A 17,160-nucleotide genomic window follows, 5' to 3' on the forward strand; every position below is an offset into this window, starting at 1 on the left:
CAACCGCTCGCCGAGAATGTCGCTCCATAGCTTTTCGATTTCGGCATTCTTGGAAAAAAACCGGTGTCCGCCGATGTCGAAACGGAATCCCTTGTAGCTGACGGTGCGGGCGATGCCGCCGACGTGCTCTGGATCCTGCTCAACGATCACCACCGGCCGTCCGGCGGCTGAAAGCTCGTGTGCGGCGGTCAGTCCGGCGGGCCCGGCTCCAATGATGATGGTGGCGCCAGGCGCGGTGGCCGTCTTTAAAGCCGCAGGCGCGGAGTTCAGGCTCTCTTTCTGCTGCCCGCTCATAAGTCCGCGATTTTACCCACAACGCTGACATCGCACAACACACGGTTTTGCGCGTTTACGCACGGCTTAACGGAAAGTCCAGCCGAAAGGGCTCAGTTGCGCGAACCATCGCGCTCATTTGGTCCAACTTCCCTCGATTTCCCAGGGCGACTTTAGTACCGGCCTCAAACGCGCTATTGGAGTGGACGGAAAGGACGGAGCCTCGGCAGGATGAGAGTGATCGACGGAGACAGCCACTTTATCGAGCCGCTCGATCTCTTCGAGCGCTATACAGAACCGGCCTACCGCGATCGCACCGTCCGTGTCCACCTCGACCCCGGCGGCCGCGTCACTGGCCTCGTCGTCGATAACCGGCCGATGCGCATGGCGGATCTCGACGAGCTGATGAGCGCCTGCGCCGGCTACGGACAAAAGGAGGAGGGTCGCGACATAAGCGACTTCGACCTTTACCGAATTGCCAACCGGCAATGGCAAGACATGGGCTTGCGGATCCGCTACCTCGATGAAGAGGGATTCGCCGCGCAGGTTATCTACCCCACGATGGGACTTCTGTGGGAAAGCTCGGTTGACGAGCCTGCGCTCGCCGACGCGCTCTGCCGCGCATACAACACCTGGGCCTTCGAACTGGTGGCCGGCCATCGGGACCGATTGTTCCCCGCGGCGCATATTTCGATGCGCGAAGCGGCGTTTGCCGTGCGCGAGATAGAGCGTGTGGCGAAGCTCGGATGCCGGGCCATATTCGTCGGCGCAGCGCCGATCGGCGGGCGCAGCTTCGGCAATCCGGATTTCGATCCGATCTGGGCCGCGGCGCAGGAACTCGACCTCGCCGTGGGCATCCATCTGGTCGGCCATCCCAACTACACCGGCAGCCAGTGGTATCGCACGGGCAATCCCGGCTTCATGTACATCACGATGATGAACGTGCAGGATCCGCGCATCGCGCTGACCTCGATGATGTATGACGGCGTGTTCGAGCGCTTTCCGCGGCTGCGCGTCGGCACGATCGAGTCGATGGCGGGATGGGTCGGCGAATGGCTCGAACGCGTCGACTACCGCTACAGATATCTTGGCCACACTTCGCGGATGAAACATTCGGCAGCCGAATATTTCGCGCGCAACATCTGGGTCAGCGCCAATCCGGAGGAGCGGATGTTCCCTCTGATGGTGCAGTTTGCTGGCGACGATCGCTTCTTCATCGGCTCCGACTATCCGCACGCCGAGGGGTTCGTCCATCCGGTCGGCACCACGCGCAAACTGCTCGGCGCGCTGCCCGAGCGCTCGGTCGAAAAGATCCTGTGCGATAACGCGGCCGCCTTCTACCGCATCTGAGGCGACCCGAGGAAGAGCACGGAGGAGATCCGCATGGCGGCCAAAGTCGCGGTATGCCTCTCGTTCGATTTCGACGCGATCTGCGTGTGGCTTGGGAGTCTCAACGCGACTTCGCCGAGCGCTATCTCGCGCGGCGAGTTCGGCGCCGTGGCGACCGAGCGATTGCTCGACCTGCTCGCGCGATGGGAGATCAAATCGACCTGGTTCATCCCCGGCCACACCATCGACACCTATCCCGGCCTGGTGCGGCGCGTGGCAGACGCGGGACACGAGATCGGTCATCACAACTATTGCCACGAAAATCCGATCTCGCTCTCGCTCGACGACGAAAGGCGGGTGCTCGACCGCGGCACCGAGACCATCCGCCGAATCACCGGCAAGCCGCCCGAGGGCTTTCGCTCGCCGGCCTGGGATTTGAGCCCGCACTCGTTGAGCCTCCTGCTCGAGCGCGGCTTTCTCTACGACAGCAGCCTGATGGGCAACGACTACACGCCCTACTACTGCCGCATCGGCGACGTCCCGGCCAAGGACGGACCCTACGTCTTCGGCCGCGAGGTCGAGATGGTCGAGCTACCGGTGACCTGGGGCCTCGATGACTTTCCCGCGTTCGAGTGGCTCTACGGCGTCAACCAGGGACTATCGTCGCCCTCGCAGGTGTACGAACGATGGGCCGGCGATTTCGACTACCTCTGCGACTTCGTCCGCGAGGGGGTATACTGCCTGACGATGCATCCGCAGGTCATCGGCCGCGGCCATCGCATGCTGATGCTCAACCGCCTGGTCGAACACATGAAGGAGCGCGCGGAGGTCAGCTTCCGCACGATGGCGGAGGTGGCGCGCGAGTGGAAGCGCACGCATCCGCTCAAGGCGCCGTCCCGATGAACGCGCACGCGGCATAAACCATGGCCTCGGCAATGCAGCTCTATGCGGCGTTCGCGCTGCTGGTGATCGCGATCGTCGCGATTATCGCCTTGGCTGCGATCCTAAGTAACATCGTGGGTGCGGTCCGCCGCCGCTTCGGCAGAAGCGGAATATCTGCGAAGGCGCGCGCACACGATGACTTCCGCGCACCCGCCCCGGGTCCGCGCGCCGCCGCCGAGCCGTCAAAACCGGAAGATCCGTCCGCTTCGGCCTGAGCCGCCCCGCGCATTGAGTGCGCATGTGCTCTTGCGGTAAATCCGCTATCACTCCGAGCGCCAGGTCATCTGGCGGCGCACCACTCCCGCCACAGCCCGAGCTTCTCCTGCACCGGGCGATCCGAAAAGCTGAACAGCAGCGATTCGTCGGCGGCCTCGTGACGGTACTCGCGCCAACTCGGCACGACGAAGACGTCGTGCCGGTTCCATTTGAACGCCTCTCCGCCGACCACCGTGCATCCGCTGCCCTCGACCGCGACGAATACCGTGCTGTCGCTCGAGCGGTAGGGCACGCCGCTGAAGCCGCGCGGCAAAAGCTGCATCGCAGTGCCGATCGTCGGCATCGCCCAGTCGCCGGTGGCCGGATTGACGTAGCGCATCTTGAATCCGTGGCAGCGGTCCGCGCCGCCGCTGCGGCTCATCCTTTCGAGCGCCTCGCGCGTGCGCTCATAGCTGTAGTTCAGGATCGGGCTCGTCAGGCCGCGGCGCTCGTAATCGATCGGCATAAGGCCGCTTGCGAAACGGGCGTCGGAGTCGCCCTCGGGCCGCGCCTGCGGGAAGCGGTCTTCGCCGTAGGGCTCGAAGAAAACCGCGTTCAGAAGATCGACCAGCGCCAAGTCGAGCCCGTCGAGCCATACCATCGGCTGGCCGGTCTCGTTGCCGTGATCGTGCCAGGTCCATGACGGCGTGATCACGAAATCGCCCGGCCGCATTGTGGTCCGCTCGCCGTCGACCGCGGTGTAGGCGCCCTCGCCTTCGATTATGAAGCGCAGCGCGCTCTGGGTGTGCCGATGGCTCGGCGCGATCTCGCCGGGCAGGATGAGCTGCAGGCCGGCAAACAGCGAATGCGTGATGCGCGGGGGCGAATTGCCGCGCAGAGCCGGGTTTTCGAGGATCAGCACGCGGCGTTCGGCCTCGGCCGCTGAAATGAGACGCCCCGCCTCCATCAGCATCGGACGGACTTCATCGTAGCGCCACAGCGCCGCGACCTCGGGCGGACGCGGCTCCCTGGATTGAATACTCTTGAGCACCTCCCACAGCGGAGCGAGGCTGCTGCTCGCGATTTTTGCGTAGAATTGCTCGCGCTCGGGTGTGCGTTGTGGCTCCGGCATCGTTGCGTCACCTCCCGGGTCGGCCGTCCTGAATTGGTACGAAACTACTGCGATCGCGGCAAACAAGCGAGCGTAATGAGCGGCTACTAGAATCATACTGCGCGACTAGAATAATTTGAGCCTAAAGCTGGTCGGATAAACATCGCTGGCATCAGGTCACATTTAGCTCAAAAAAAATTTGCCCTTGCATGGAATAACCGGGCAAACTTAGGGCCGGGGGGGACTCGCGCGCGATGGACGAGGAGGCACGCTTCCGTCTGCTGTACGATCTCGGATGCGCGTTCGCCGCGCGAATCGAGATCGAACAGTTGATTCCGCTCGTGGTGGCCAAATGCCGCGAAGCGCTCGACGCCGAGGGCGCTTCGGTCCTACTGTTGGACGACGAACGCAAGGAACTCTACTTTCCATACATTTCGGAAGAAGATCCGGAGGTCGGAGAGAGGCTCGCGGCGCTGCGCTTCTCGGCCGAACTTGGAATTGCGGCCGCCGCGCTGAAGGGCGGCAAGGCGCTGGTGGTCAACGACGCGCAAAACGATCCCCGTCTGTATCACGGGATCGACAAGATGACGGGATTGGTCACACGCAACGTGCTGGCCGCCCCGCTGTCGACACGGCAGGGAACGATCGGGGTGGTCGAAGTCGTCAACGGCCGCGGACCGCAGGGGTTCACCGACGACGATCTGACATTTATCGAGGCCATCTCGGGCAGCATCGCGATCGCGATCGAGAACGCGCGGCTGTACACGCAGGTGCGCGAGTCCGAAGCCAACCTGCGTGCGCAGGTGGGCGCGCTGCGCCGCGACCTCGCGCGCGTCGATGGCTTCGCCGAGATCGTCGGCACTTCGCCGGCGATGGCGGAAGTGCTGCGTCTGATGGAAACCGCGGCGGCCTCGCCGATCACCGTGGTGATTCAGGGAGAGACCGGCACCGGCAAGGAGCTCGTCGCGCGCGGACTGCATCGCGCGAGCGCGCGCAGCGACCGTCCCTTTCTGGCGCTGAATTGCGCCGCGATGCCCGAGCCGCTGCTCGAGAGCGAACTTTTCGGCCATCGCCGCGGCGCGTTCACCGGCGCGATCCGCGACAACCCGGGGCTGTTCCGCGCGGCCGCAGGCGGCGTGGTCTTTCTCGACGAAGTCGCCGACATGCCGCTGCCCATGCAGGCGAAGCTTTTGCGCGTGCTCGAAGAGCAGGAAGTGGTGCCGCTCGGCGACAGCTTCCCGCGCAAGGTTGACGTGCGCGTGCTGTCGGCGACAAATCGCGACCTGCGGGCGGAAGTCACCGCGGGAAGGTTCCGCGAAGATTTGTACTATCGGCTCGCGGTCTTTCCGATTTCACTGCCGCCGCTGCGCGACCGGCGCGAGGATATCGCGCTTCTGGCAACGCGCTTCCTCGCTATAGCCGCCGAGCAGCAGCGCAAACCCGTCGCCGGCATCGATCCGGCAACACTGGAACTGCTGACCCAGTACGATTGGCCCGGCAACGTCCGCGAGCTGCGCAACGAAATCGAGCGCGCCGTGGCACTCACGCGAGCGAACCAGAACATAACGCCCGAGAATCTCTCGCCACGCCTGCGCCCGCACCATCCGCAGGTCACGCAGGTCAACGGCATATCGGCAGGCCATCCGGGACCCGGGCAGAAGCGCGGCGCCCAGGCATCACCCCTCCGATCGCTGGCAGCCCCAGCACCGGCCGAGACTCCCGATTCAGCAGAAGAGGACGTTAAGGGCCCCCTGCGCCGAGCGCGCGCGGCTTTCGAGGCGGACTACATCGCCAGGGTCCTCGACCAGCATAATGGCAATGTGTCGCGCGCGGCGGTTGCGCTCGGACTTTCACGGGCCTCGCTGCAGAAGAAGATGAAGGAGTATGGGCTGCGCTAGATCGTATCTAAATCTGGCACTGCCAAGATTAGTGGCATGGAGAAACAAAAAGTATCCACCGGGAACAATTTAGAGAGCGAAATCTCCTAGCAGAATCAAAGATTTAGCTCGACGATAATCGAGCGATGGATGGCATTAGTTTTGCGTTCGCAGAGAGAGGGACGTCGGTGAATGTGGCAGACGAGGGGGGCTGGTTGGGCCGGGTTGCAGCTGTCGAGTACCGACGCACGACGAGGCATCAACTCCGTGCATAAGGAAAAGGACCAGGGGGACACAATGAGCGTCGGCTCTGGAAATAGCGGCAGGGACATTCTCGAATTGGAGCGCGATCAACTGGTTGTTGGGCTCTGCCGCCCCAAACAGCCGCGGTTGCGAGTGCTCGTCGTCGAGGATGAACCCGATGCGCAGACCTTGCTCAAATTTATTCTCGAGCCCAAGTACGAGGTCATCACCGCATCCTCGGGTGAGGAGATGCGCGTCCAGCTCGAGGCGAATTCCGAGCGCTTGAGCCTGGTCCTGATGGACCTCAAGCTCGCGGGCGACGAAGACGGCGTGATGCTGACCAAGGCTCTGCGCAGCGAAAGCCGGTGGAAGAACATCCCGATCGTCGCCCTCACCGCCTGCGCGACCGGCGACGATCTGCGCCGCGCGATCGAGGCAGGATGCGACGACTATGTGCCCAAGCCGTTCTACCGCAGACAGCTTACCGCGCTCGTCGAACGTTTGATCGATAACGCCCAGCCGGCCGAGGATTCCCAGGCCTAGCACGCTGCCGGCCGCAAGCCTCTCTTCCCGGCGCGCGGGAAGGGAGTAAAAATACTGCGCTTTGCTCGGGAGGGCCGTTGACGAACGGCCCTCTTTTTTTTCGCAGCGGTTTGAAGCTACGGCGATGCTTCAGGGGCGGCCGAAACTCACTCGGCGCGTGTGGCGCGCGATCATCAGGCCCTCGTTCGTCAGAATCACGCGCACCATGCACGCGCCCTCCGCCGCACTGACTGTGTCTGCGTGCGCTTCGTTGCGCCCCTCGTCGAGGGCGATCCCGAGATGTTCCAGGCCGCCGCAGATCTCCGACCTGACGGGCGCAGCGCGCTCTCCGATACCGCCGGTAAAGACCAGCAGGTCGAGTCCGCCGAGCGCCGCCGCCATCGCTCCGACCTGCTTGCGTACCTGGTAGCAGAACATCTCGATCGCGAGCGCGGCGTTCGGGTCCGCGGCTCTCTTTTCGAGCAATGTTTTGACGTCGGAAGTGATCGCGGAGACGCCGAGCAGACCCGACTCATGATTGACCATGCGCTCCAGGCGCCGTCCGTCATAACCTTTGTGGTTGATGAGATAGGCCATCAGGCCGGGGTCCAGGTCGCCGCTGCGCGTCCCCATCATGAAGCCTCCGGTCGGCGTGAAGCCCATCGTGGTGTCGATTCCGCGCCCGTTTTTCACCGCGGCCATGCTGGCGCCGTTTCCCAGGTGGGCGATTACGACGCGCCCGGGCGCGGCGGGGCCGAGCGCCTCCATGATGTATTCGTAGGAGATGCCGTGAAAGCCGTAGCGGCAAAGCCCGTCGTCCCACAACGTCCGCGGCAGCGCGAAGCGGCGCGCCACCTCGGGCATATGCCGATGGAACCCCGTATCGAAGCACGCGACCTGCGGATGCTCGTGAAATCGCAGCGCGAGCGCCTCGATACTTTCGATCTCGACCGGGAGATGCAGCGGCGCGAACGGCACCAGCGCGCGCAGCTCGTCGATAAGGTCGGGCGTAACTCGCTCGGGCGCGAAATGACGGGGTCCGCCGTGGACCAGGCGATGGCCGATCGCATCGGGACGCGGCAGCCGCAGACGGTCGATCTCATCGAAGAGCGCCCCAAGAGCCTCCGCCCCGTTGGACAGGGTTAGTGCGCGGTCGCTCAGCGCCTCCCCGCTGCCGTCGCGGATCCAGAGCCGTCCGTCGGCAAGCGCGATTCCTTCCGCCGCGCCCTCGGCCAGCAGCTCTTCGCGGTCCGAGGACAGCCGATAGAGCGCAAACTTGTGCGAGGAAGATCCGCTGTTGAACGAAAGTACGACCCGCCAGGCGTCCACGGTCAGTAAGGCCACTTCCAATCGCGAATCTCGGGCTTGTCGATGCCGTTGGCGATGGCGTAGTCGAGGTTTTCGCAAATCTGGTCTTTGAGCCAATCCTTGACCGCGGCGCCGACGGCCTGCAGCCGCGGCACCCGGTCGATCGCATCGATGGCGAGGTTGAAGCGGTCGGTCTGGTTTTCGATCGCCAACTGGAGCGGCGTGTTGATGCTGCCGAACTCCTTGTAGCCGCGCACGTGCAGGTTCGGATGATTGGTCCTGCGGTAGGCCAGCTTGTGAATCAGCCAGGGATAGCCGTGAAAATTGAATATGATCGGCTTGTCGATCGTGAACAGGCTGTCGAAGTCGCGATCGGCGAGCCCGTGCGGATGTTCGAGGCTCGGCTGCAGCTTGAACAGGTCCACCACGTTGACGAAGCGAATCTTAAGGTCGGGAAATTTATCCCGCAGGATCGCGACCGCCGCCAGGGCCTCGATCGTCGCGACATCGCCCGCGCTCGCGAACACCACGTCGGGTTCGACACCCTGGTCGTTGCAGGCCCACGACCAGAGTCCGATCCCCTTGGTGCAGTGCTTGACCGCGGAGTCCATCTCGAGAAACTGCAGATGGGGCTGCTTGTCGGCGACGATCACGTTGACGTAGTCGACGCTCCGCAGGCAGTGATCCGCCACGCTCAACAGGCAGTTCGCGTCCGGCGGCAGGTAGATCCGCGTAACGCGCGGACTCTTGTTGGTTACGACGTCGATGAAGCCCGGGTCCTGATGCGTAAAGCCGTTGTGGTCCTGGCGCCACACGGTGGAGCTGATGAGGATGTTGAGCGAGGAAACCGGCGCGCGCCACGAAACGTCGGTCTTCGCCTTCTCCAGCCATTTGGCGTGCTGGTTCACCATCGAATCGACGACATGCGCGAAGGCCTCGTAGGTGTTGAAAAGGACATGGCGGCCGGTCAGCACATAGCCTTCCATCCAGCCCTCTAGCGTATGCTCGCTCAGCATCTCCATCACACGCCCATCGGGTGAAAGTTCGCCGCCGTCGGCATCGTCGGGCTTCATCTCGGCCAGCCAGGTCTTGCGGGTGGACTCGTAAATCGCCTGCAAATGGTTTGACGCGGTCTCGTCGGGACCGAAGACGCGAAAGTTGGTCATGTTGTCGCGCATCACGTCGCGCAGGAACTGCCCGAGAACGTAGGTGCTTTCAACTATCGAATGTCCGGGGCGGGCGACTTCGACTCCGTAGCGGCGAAAATCCGGCATTAGCAGCGGCTGACGCAGCAGGCCCCCGTTGGCGTGCGGGTTCGCACTGATGCGGCGGGTGCCGGTGGGCGGCAGCGCGCCGAGCTCGGAAATCAACCGCCCATTGGCATCGAAAAGATCGTGCGGCCGGTAACTCAGCATCCACTGCTCGAGTAATTTCAGATGCGCGGGATTGGAAATGACGTCGGCGATCGGCACCTGATGCGCACGCCAGGAGCCTTCGACCCGATGGCCGTCGACCTCTTTGGGCGCGGTCCATCCTTTCGGCGTGCGCAGGATTATCATCGGCCAGCGCGGGCGGCGCGGCACTCCTCCGCGGCTCCGCGCTTCGTCCTGGATCGTGCGGATCTCGAGCACGCAGCTCTCCAGCGTCGAGGCCATCTGCCGATGCATCGACGGCGGATCGTCGCCCTCGACGACATACGGCTTGTAGCCGTAACCGCTGAACAGGCTCGTTAGCTCGTCGGGGGTTATGCGGGCAAGAATCGTGGGATTGGCGATCTTGTAGCCGTTGAGGTGCAGGATCGGCAACACGGCGCCGTCGCGGACGGGATTGAGAAACTTGTTCGAATGCCATGAGGTCGCGAGCGGGCCGGTCTCGGCCTCGCCGTCGCCGACCACGGCCGCGACGATTAGATCCGGATTGTCGAATGCGGCGCCGAAGGCATGCGACAGGCTGTAGCCCAGCTCGCCGCCCTCATGAATCGACCCCGGAGTCTCCGGTGTGCAATGGCTGCCGATTCCTCCGGGAAACGAAAACAGCTTGAAGAATCGGCGCAGGCCTTCCTCGTCCCGGCTGCGATCGGGATAGACCTCCGTATAGACGCCTTCGAGATAGCTGTTCGCCAGCACCGCGGGTGCGCCGTGGCCGGGGCCCGAGATGTACATCACATTGAGGTCGTACTCGCGGATGAGCCGGTTGAGGTGTACCCAGATGAAGCTCTGGCCGGGGTCGGAGCCAAAGTGGCCGAGCTGGCGGCGCTTGATATGCTCGGGCAGAAGCGGCTTCCTGAGCAGCGGATTGTCGCGTAGATAGAGCATCCCGACCGCAAGATAATTGCAGGCCCGCCAGTACGCATCGATCAGTTCTATCTGCCGGGTTGAAAGATTGGACGACATCTTCGATCCTCCGCTGCGCGCGGGCGATCCTCAGAGCGGGATTCCAGCCTGTTATTTCAAGCTTCGTCCGATCGACCTCAGCGGGCAATACGGCGGCTGGCGCGGCCGGATCTGTCTCGGCCGCTCGTGGGAAGTCCCAGTGACTCATTCGATATCGGACGGGGAGATTAATGGCGCGTGAAGATCTATCGAAGAGCGCTACGCAGTTTGACCGTTTGCGGCTATAACTGCACTTGTGTGAGGCTGACGGCGTGCGGTCATAATCGAGCGGTAAACTTGAGTGTCGTCGCCTAGTTTCGAACCAGGGCGATAATTCCCTGGCGAATCGACGCGACGCCTAACCTCCGGGTCCTGCGACATGGTGCCGCATAGGTGATCGGCAAACTAAAGGCCTTCGCATCGAGCGTCTGGGCGCAGACGTTCGGCCGCGGCAGTTTTGGCGGGCGGCGCTGGATGCGCCGGAGCTTCATCACGGTTGTCGTCGTGGTGCTGGTCTTCGGGCTCGTGGGCTTTGTCGGCGTGCCCGTGATTACGCAGTATGTCGTCGTCGGCCGGGTCGCGCAAAGCCTGCATCGCCCGCTCAGCATCGAAAGGGTCCGTTTCAACCCGTACCGGCTGCTGCTCAACATCGAGAAGATGCATATCGGCGACCGCGACGCTCCCGATCCGTTCGTTGACATCGGCCACATCAGGGTCAAGGTTTCATGGACCTCGCTGCTGCGTCTTGCGCCGGTGGTCAAGGAGGTCGTTGTCTACCATCCCGCGATCCATATCGTTCGCACCGCCGAACAGCATTTCAATTTCTCCGACCTGCTCGAAAGTTCCGGCCCACCGCCGGCGCCCATGCCGAGCCAGCCCGCCAAGCCGCAGCGCTTCGCGATATCGAACATCCAGATTCATCAAGGTCAGATTCATTTCGAAGACAAGGTCCTGAACCAGCGTCACGCGGTCGAACACCTCGAACTCGACGTCCCGTTCATCGCCAATCTGCCGGCCGACGTTGACACGTTCGTCCAACCGCTGCTGCAGATGGTGGTCGACGGCAGCCCCCTGCGCATCGCCGGCAAGGCCAAGCCGTTCGCGGTACCGCCCGAGTCGGTGATCGATCTCAATTTTCATAACCTGGGCCTGCCGCTCTACCTCGGCTACGTGCCAGAGAAGCTGCCGCTTAGGGTTCCGCAGGGAACGTTCTCGTCGCTATTGCACGTGCACTTCGTGAGCGCGGCGAGCGGTCCGGAGATCCGCGTAAGTGGAGAGATGGCAATCGACCAGCTTGACGTGCGCGACGCCGCCAACGCGCCGCTTGCGGCATTCAAGCATCTGTCGGTGGTGCTCGACGAGATCAAACCGCTAAAGAGCGTCACGCACCTCGGCAAAATTTATCTCGACGGCCTGACGGTCCACGTCGTGCGCAATGCCGACGGCAGGATCAACCTGGCCTCGCTCGCCAGCGGCGCGCCGCCCGCGACTGGTCCTCCTCAGGCCGCGCCCAGCCCGGCCGCGGCAAATGCGTCGGCGGTCTCGCCCTCTGCGATGCCGAGCCCGGCTGCCGCAAATCTCGCAGCAGCACGCCCTTCGGCCGTGCCGAGCTCCGTATCGTCGGCCGTGCCGAGCTCCACATCTGCCCCCACGTTTGCCCCCACACCCGCGAAAACATCCGCCGCCGCCAGTGCTGCGTCGACCGCTTTGCCTACCACCGCGACGATTGCCACTTCGGCCGCCACGCCGACACCGGCAGCGGTGAGCGCGCAGCTAACCGCGAACGCTCCACCCGCGGCGGCAGCCACACCCCAAGCGCCGGCGGCGGCCGCGTCGCCGGCCTCCGCCGACTTCGCATTGGCAGCGCTGGAACTGACCAACGGCGCGGTACTGATAACCGACAATAGCGTCGCGCCGCCCGCGGCGCTGACTCTCGGCAACCTGCACGTCGTGCTCAAAGACCTGCGTACGGTGGGACAGAAAGCGCCGGCTCCGTACGAGTTCGGGACGACGCTTAGCGGCGGTGGCTCGATAGTGATCAGGGGCGCGCTCGACCTCGCTCAATCGCAGGCGACGACCGACGTCACGCTCGACACAATCGACATCCCCGCGCTGCAGGGTTTCGCCAAGCAGTTTCTCGCGGCAACCGTCGCATCCGGCAAACTCACAACCCACGCCGCCATCCAGACTTTCTTCGCCCCCGGCAAGTTCAACGTGCATACGGCGCCGGCGAGCGTGGCGCTGGACAATTTCGACTTGCGCGCTCCCGGCGAGAGCCAAAGCCCGATCGGATGGAACAAGCTGAGCGCCTCGATCGGCGCGGTCGATCTCGCTTCGCATCGGGCGACGGTCAGCGAAGTGCGCTTCGAGGGATTGCAAGTGTTCGTTCGGCGCGATCGGAATGGCCAGCTGAGCCTGGCTTCGCTGATGCGGGGGGCGGCGACGCCCGAGGCCAAGCCCACCACTGCCGTGCCGCGCCGCTCGCGCGCGTCATCCAGGCGCAGCGAGAAGAAGGCGCCCGAAAAAAAATCAACGGCGGAGAAGTCCGCAGCGGCGACGCTCCCGGCGGAGAAAAAGGCGCCAACGCAAACCCCGCCGTCGGCGCGCGAGCGCCTCGCCGCTTCGACCGCACGCGAACGGAGGAGCCGTAGGACGGCAAAAACTCGCGCCCGCTTGCCCGCCGCGGCGCCGACTCCTTCGCCCGGACAGTGGCATTACCAGGTTGCGTCCGTGGCGCTTGAGAAAACCGAGATTCGCGTCGAGGACGAGGCGATGCCGCAAAAGGTGGCGGTCGCCGTCGCGCCGCTTAATCTTCATCTGAAGAACATATCGGACGATCTCACCAAGCCGATCGCGCTCGACCTCGACGGCATCCTCAACCGCAAGGGCAGCTTCAAGGTGGCCGGCACGGTTACGCCGACACCGCTCAAGGTGAATCTGCGTATCGCCATTCGCCGCCTCGATCTCGCGCCGTTCGACCCTTACGTCACCAGCCATCTCAATACCAAAATCTCCAGCGCCGCCCTGACCATGAACGGCGAGGTCGGAGTGGCGGACGAGCGCGCGCGCAAGGAGATGCGCGTGAGTTATCGCGGTAGCGCCGCCGTGGTCAGCGTGAAGATGCTCGACAAGGTGACCAACGAGAGCTTTCTGCGCTGGAGCTCGTTCAGTGCGAACGGGATCGATTTCCTGATGGGCGCGGGCCCGCCCAAGCTCCACGTGGCGGCGCTCGATCTGAGCGACTTCTACGCGCGGATCATTCTCAATTCGGACGGCCGCCTGAACCTGCGTGACGTCACGGCCAGTCCCGAAGAGGCGGGGGTCTCGCTGACGCGCGCGCACGGAGCCCCCGGCTCGACCGCACCGGCCCCGACGCCCGCACCGACGCCGTTACCCACGCCCACCGCAGCCGCAGCCGCCGCAACTCCTGCCGCCGCGCCGAGCCCGGCGCCGCTTCCCGCCAACCTCGAAATCGGAGGGATCAACCTTAGCGGCGGCCAGGTCAACTACACCGACAATTTCATCAAACCCAACTACTCGGCCGACCTCACGCAGATCAAAGGCAAGGTGGGAACCTTCGGCACGAGTTCCACGACGCCGGCCGACGTCGAACTCGACGGACAGGTCAATGGCAGCTCGCCGCTGACCATCAGCGGCCAGGTCAATCCGCTCACTCCGCTCGCGTTCGTCGATATCAAGGCCAAGGCCGAGAACGTGGAACTGACGGACCTCTCGGCTTATTCGGCCAAGTACACCGGCTACCCGATAGTCAAAGGCGCGCTGACGGTGGACGTGCATTACCTGCTCGATCAGCAAAAGCTCACCGCCGAAAACCATATCTTAATCGACCAACTGACCTTCGGCGATAAGGTCGAGAGCCCCAACGCGCTCAATCTGCCGATCCGCCTCGCCGTCGCACTACTCAAGAATCCGCAGGGCCAAATCGACCTTCGTATTCCGGTGTCGGGCTCGCTCTCGGATCCGCAATTCAGCATCGGCGCGGTATTGGTGCACGTCGTGGTCAATCTGATCATGAAGGCGGTAACTTCGCCCTTCAGCCTGATCGCCTCTGCCGTCAACGGAGTCGCCGGAGGAGGCGCGGGCGGCGGCCAGGATCTCAACTACGTCGTCTTCGCTCCCGGCTGGGCGAACGTAACCGCATCGGAGATGAAGAAGCTGGATACGGTCGCCAAGGCCTTGCAGGAGCGGCCCGCGCTCAAGCTCGTTATCACGGGCAGAATCGATCCAAAAATCGACCGCGAAGGGCTGCCTGCGGCGCTGGTCGAACAAAGCGTGGCGAAGCAGAAAGTGCTCGACAACGATCAGAATCCGGCGAACGTGGACCTGGCGAGCGTCCAGGTCACGCCGGACGAGTACGACAAGTACCTGAAACGCGCCTACAAGGCGGCGAAGTTCGACAAGCCGCGCGACCTCCTCGGACTCAACAAATCGCTTGACCCCGACGCGATGAAAAAGCTCATGATCGCCAACACCAAGGTCACCGACGCCGATCTCAAGCAACTTGCCGAAGATCGCGCCAACGCGGTGCAGAAGGCGCTCAGCGGAAAAATCGATCCCGGCCGGATCACCATAGCGGCGCCCAAGCTCAACGCCGACGGGATCAAGGACGGCGGCAAGGCCACGCGCGCGGAGCTTTCGGTCGAGTGAGTGGCTGAGGCCGTCAGCGCGACGAACGTCTCAGCGCGGAGCGAAAGCCTCGAATGCGCGCTCGTCCGGCAGCCACGGGTTATCGCATCTTAGCGGCATCATGCAGACGTGATTCGCGCCGGCCGCGAGTTGCGCGTCGATCCGTTCCTTGATCTTGTCCTCGCTGCCCCACGCAATCACCGCGTCGATCAAGCGATCGCTGCATCCGTTCTCGAAGTCCTCCGCCGTGAACCCTTGCGAGATCAGGATCCGGCGATAGTTGTCCTGGTTGGCGTAAAAGCTCAGATGCTCGCGCGCACGGGCGCGCGCCTTGCCGGCGTCGCGCTCCATGATAACCACCACGCTCGCGCAGACCCATTTGTCCGGGCCCATGATGGCGCGCGCCTGCGCGGTATGCGGCGGCAGACACAAATAGGTGTGGGTGCCATGAGCCTCGCGCGCCGCAAGTGCGAGCGATTTGGGATGCAGCGACGCGATAACCAGGGGCGGCTCGGTCTTGGGCGCAACCGCGTTGTAGAGCGACGATTTCATCCGCGGAATGTAATCGCCCAGGTAGCTTAAGGGCTTGACGTATTTGTGCCCGCGGAGATCCTCGACCAGCGAGCGATGGCTTACGCCGATGCCGAGAATAAAGCGATCGGAGGCAAGTTCGGCCAGCGTCCTCGCCGCCGAGGCCATCGCCGCCGGATCGCGGACCCACACGTTGGCGATGCCGGTTGCGTATATGAGGCGCTCGGTATTGGCGAGCACGTAGCCGCCGTGCGCAAATGGCTCGCGTCCCCACGCCTCGGGCGTCCAGATGACCTTGTAACCCATCCGCTCGATCCGGCGGCAAAACGCGGCGCTCTCCGGCGCTGGCATCGCATCCATGAAGCAAAACGCGCCCAACTTACCGATTTCCATCGCCTCTCTCCCTCGCAGCGGCCCTCGTGAATTCCCGAGCCTTCAGGCGGCGCAGCGTAGCACGAGCCGGCTGCTCGGTGTTAGAGCGTGACGCGCTCCGAAGCTCGCACGCATTGAAGAGAGCGAAACCGTCCTTGAGCGCGCGGCTCATGCAGGGGTGCGCGGCGCGATGCGTTCACTTTTCTACGGCTTATAGAGCTTGGGGTATTTTTCGCGCAGCAGTTCGAGCTTGGGCAGATCGTTGATCACGATATAGGGATTATCGGGATGGCGCTCGAGGTAGTTCTGATGGTAGGCCTCGGCGGGATAGAAGCCCTTCAGCGGAACGACCCGGGTGACGATCGGATCGGGAAACGCCTTCGCCTGGTTGAGCTTGGCGATATAGGCGTCGGCGACTTTTTTCTGCTCCGCATTGGTCACGAAAATCGCAGAGCGGTACTGCGATCCCGTGTCGGGACCTTGCCGGTCAAGTTCGGTCGGGTCGTGCGCAACGTTGAAGAACACCTCGAGCAGATCGCCATACGATATTTCCGACGGATCGTAAGTAACCTCCACGGATTCCGCGTGTCCGGTCGTCCCGGTGCTCACGACCTCGTACTCCGCGGTCGCAGGGGCGCCCCCGGCATAACCAGAGACGACCCGGTCCACTCCCTTGACGTGTTTGAAGACCGCGTCCACGCCCCAGAAGCATCCGCCGGCAAAAACCGCCGTCTGCTGCGCGCCCGTGTTCTGCGGCGCCGATTCAGCGGCCCGACCCGAGGCGGCGCTGACGTTCGTCGCGGCCGCGGCGATCAAAGCCAATGCATACAAGGAAAAGGTTCGTGGACGGCGAAGGCTGATCATATTGATTGAATTGGTTGATTGAATTGGCCGATCCGCTTGCTTGTGAGCTCTTCTTCGGAATCGCCCGTCTCACAGTAAGGTTCCCCAAATCGCGGCGAAAAGTCACATCGCCGGACCACCTCCGGATCTCTCGCTCAGCCGCGCGCGCGGGCGAAAGCGCAGCCATGCGGCACCGGCGGCGGCGGATAGCGTGGTAAGCAGCAGCACGGGCATCAAATGCCAGGTGATAAGATGCAACGGTTCGTCGATCTCGCAATTGAGGCGCATCAGGGCGAAGGAAAAAAGCATCGCGGCCGCGCCGATCAATCCTCCCGCGGCCGCGCCGCTCGTCGGCGCGCCTCGCTTGACCGCCCACCAAAGCGCTATCCAGGGCGGCGCCGCCAGCGCGCAGGTCCCGACGGCGCATCCGAGGCCCGTGTGCAGAAATTCCGCGAGCGGATAGCCGGTACGTATCGGCGCGCCGACCATCACCAGCTTGGTGCCGATCATCGCCAGCACAATTACGGCTATGGGCCCGCCAAGTCCGCCGCTCCGTCCCGGAATCGCTGCGCGCAGCGCCAGGGCCGCAGCGAGC

At 63.6% G+C, this 17,160-nt stretch carries 13 protein-coding genes; 6 read left to right on the top strand and 7 right to left on the bottom strand.

Annotation, left to right across the window (positions count from 1 at the left end):
- On the bottom strand, positions 1-294 hold a 294-nt coding region (locus tag VMI09_17325), incomplete at its 3' end, for an NAD(P)-binding protein (GenBank protein HTQ26454.1).
- Positions 295-504: 210 nt separating this feature from the next.
- Here VMI09_17325 and VMI09_17330 point away from each other — a divergent pair.
- From VMI09_17330 to VMI09_17340, 3 genes are read left to right on the top strand one after another with little or no spacing between them, the layout of a single operon-like run.
- On the top strand, positions 505-1,623 hold the full coding sequence (locus VMI09_17330) for an amidohydrolase family protein (GenBank protein HTQ26455.1): 1,119 nt from the start codon (positions 505-507) through the stop codon (positions 1,621-1,623).
- Positions 1,624-1,656: 33 nt separating this feature from the next.
- Positions 1,657-2,505, top strand: a complete 849-nt coding sequence (locus tag VMI09_17335; GenBank protein HTQ26456.1) for a polysaccharide deacetylase — start codon at positions 1,657-1,659, stop codon at positions 2,503-2,505.
- A gap of 20 nt (positions 2,506-2,525) precedes the next feature.
- Complete coding sequence (locus tag VMI09_17340) at positions 2,526-2,759, top strand: hypothetical protein (protein ID HTQ26457.1); 234 nt, start codon at positions 2,526-2,528, stop codon at positions 2,757-2,759.
- A gap of 65 nt (positions 2,760-2,824) precedes the next feature.
- Here VMI09_17340 and gtdA read toward each other — a convergent pair whose 3' ends face one another.
- The gene (gene gtdA / locus VMI09_17345) at positions 2,825-3,871 is read right to left on the bottom strand and encodes a gentisate 1,2-dioxygenase (protein HTQ26458.1); all 1,047 of its coding nucleotides are present in this window, start codon (positions 3,869-3,871) and stop codon (positions 2,825-2,827) included.
- Between the two features lie 233 nt (positions 3,872-4,104).
- Here gtdA and VMI09_17350 point away from each other — a divergent pair, with 233 nt between their 5' ends.
- Together VMI09_17350 and VMI09_17355 are read left to right on the top strand one after the other, a co-directional pair.
- On the top strand, positions 4,105-5,748 hold the full coding sequence (locus VMI09_17350; GenBank protein ID HTQ26459.1) for a sigma 54-interacting transcriptional regulator: 1,644 nt from the start codon (positions 4,105-4,107) through the stop codon (positions 5,746-5,748).
- A gap of 171 nt (positions 5,749-5,919) precedes the next feature.
- The gene (locus VMI09_17355) at positions 5,920-6,513 is read left to right on the top strand and encodes a response regulator (protein ID HTQ26460.1); all 594 of its coding nucleotides are present in this window, start codon (positions 5,920-5,922) and stop codon (positions 6,511-6,513) included.
- Between the two features lie 129 nt (positions 6,514-6,642).
- Here the strand turns inward: VMI09_17355 and VMI09_17360 are convergent, their stop codons facing one another.
- Both VMI09_17360 and VMI09_17365 read right to left on the bottom strand, forming a co-directional pair.
- The gene (locus VMI09_17360; GenBank protein ID HTQ26461.1) at positions 6,643-7,836 is read right to left on the bottom strand and encodes an acetate/propionate family kinase; all 1,194 of its coding nucleotides are present in this window, start codon (positions 7,834-7,836) and stop codon (positions 6,643-6,645) included.
- A complete protein-coding gene (locus tag VMI09_17365; protein ID HTQ26462.1) occupies positions 7,824-10,193 on the bottom strand; it encodes a phosphoketolase family protein in 2,370 nt (789 codons plus the stop codon). Before VMI09_17365 ends, VMI09_17360 begins: the two co-directional genes overlap by 13 nt.
- Positions 10,194-10,565: 372 nt before the next feature.
- On the opposite strand from VMI09_17365, the gene VMI09_17370 reads away from it, so the two are divergent.
- The gene (locus VMI09_17370) at positions 10,566-14,840 is read left to right on the top strand and encodes a DUF748 domain-containing protein (GenBank protein ID HTQ26463.1); all 4,275 of its coding nucleotides are present in this window, start codon (positions 10,566-10,568) and stop codon (positions 14,838-14,840) included.
- Positions 14,841-14,870: 30 nt separating this feature from the next.
- On the opposite strand, the gene VMI09_17375 is transcribed toward VMI09_17370, so the two are convergent.
- From VMI09_17375 to VMI09_17385, 3 genes are all read right to left on the bottom strand, one after another.
- On the bottom strand, positions 14,871-15,743 hold the full coding sequence (locus VMI09_17375; GenBank protein HTQ26464.1) for a TIGR03620 family F420-dependent LLM class oxidoreductase: 873 nt from the start codon (positions 15,741-15,743) through the stop codon (positions 14,871-14,873).
- A 183-nt stretch (positions 15,744-15,926) separates the two neighbouring features.
- Positions 15,927-16,553 carry a peptide-methionine (S)-S-oxide reductase MsrA gene (gene msrA, locus VMI09_17380; protein HTQ26465.1) on the bottom strand — a complete coding sequence of 209 codons (627 nt, stop codon included), beginning with the start codon at positions 16,551-16,553 and terminating at the stop codon, positions 15,927-15,929.
- Between the two features lie 135 nt (positions 16,554-16,688).
- Positions 16,689-17,160, bottom strand: a 472-nt coding sequence (locus VMI09_17385) for an NrsF family protein (protein HTQ26466.1), incomplete at its 5' end; no start/stop codon positions are given.

Source organism: Candidatus Binataceae bacterium, assembly GCA_035500095.1.
Lineage (GTDB): Bacteria > Desulfobacterota > Binatia > Binatales > Binataceae > JAKAVN01.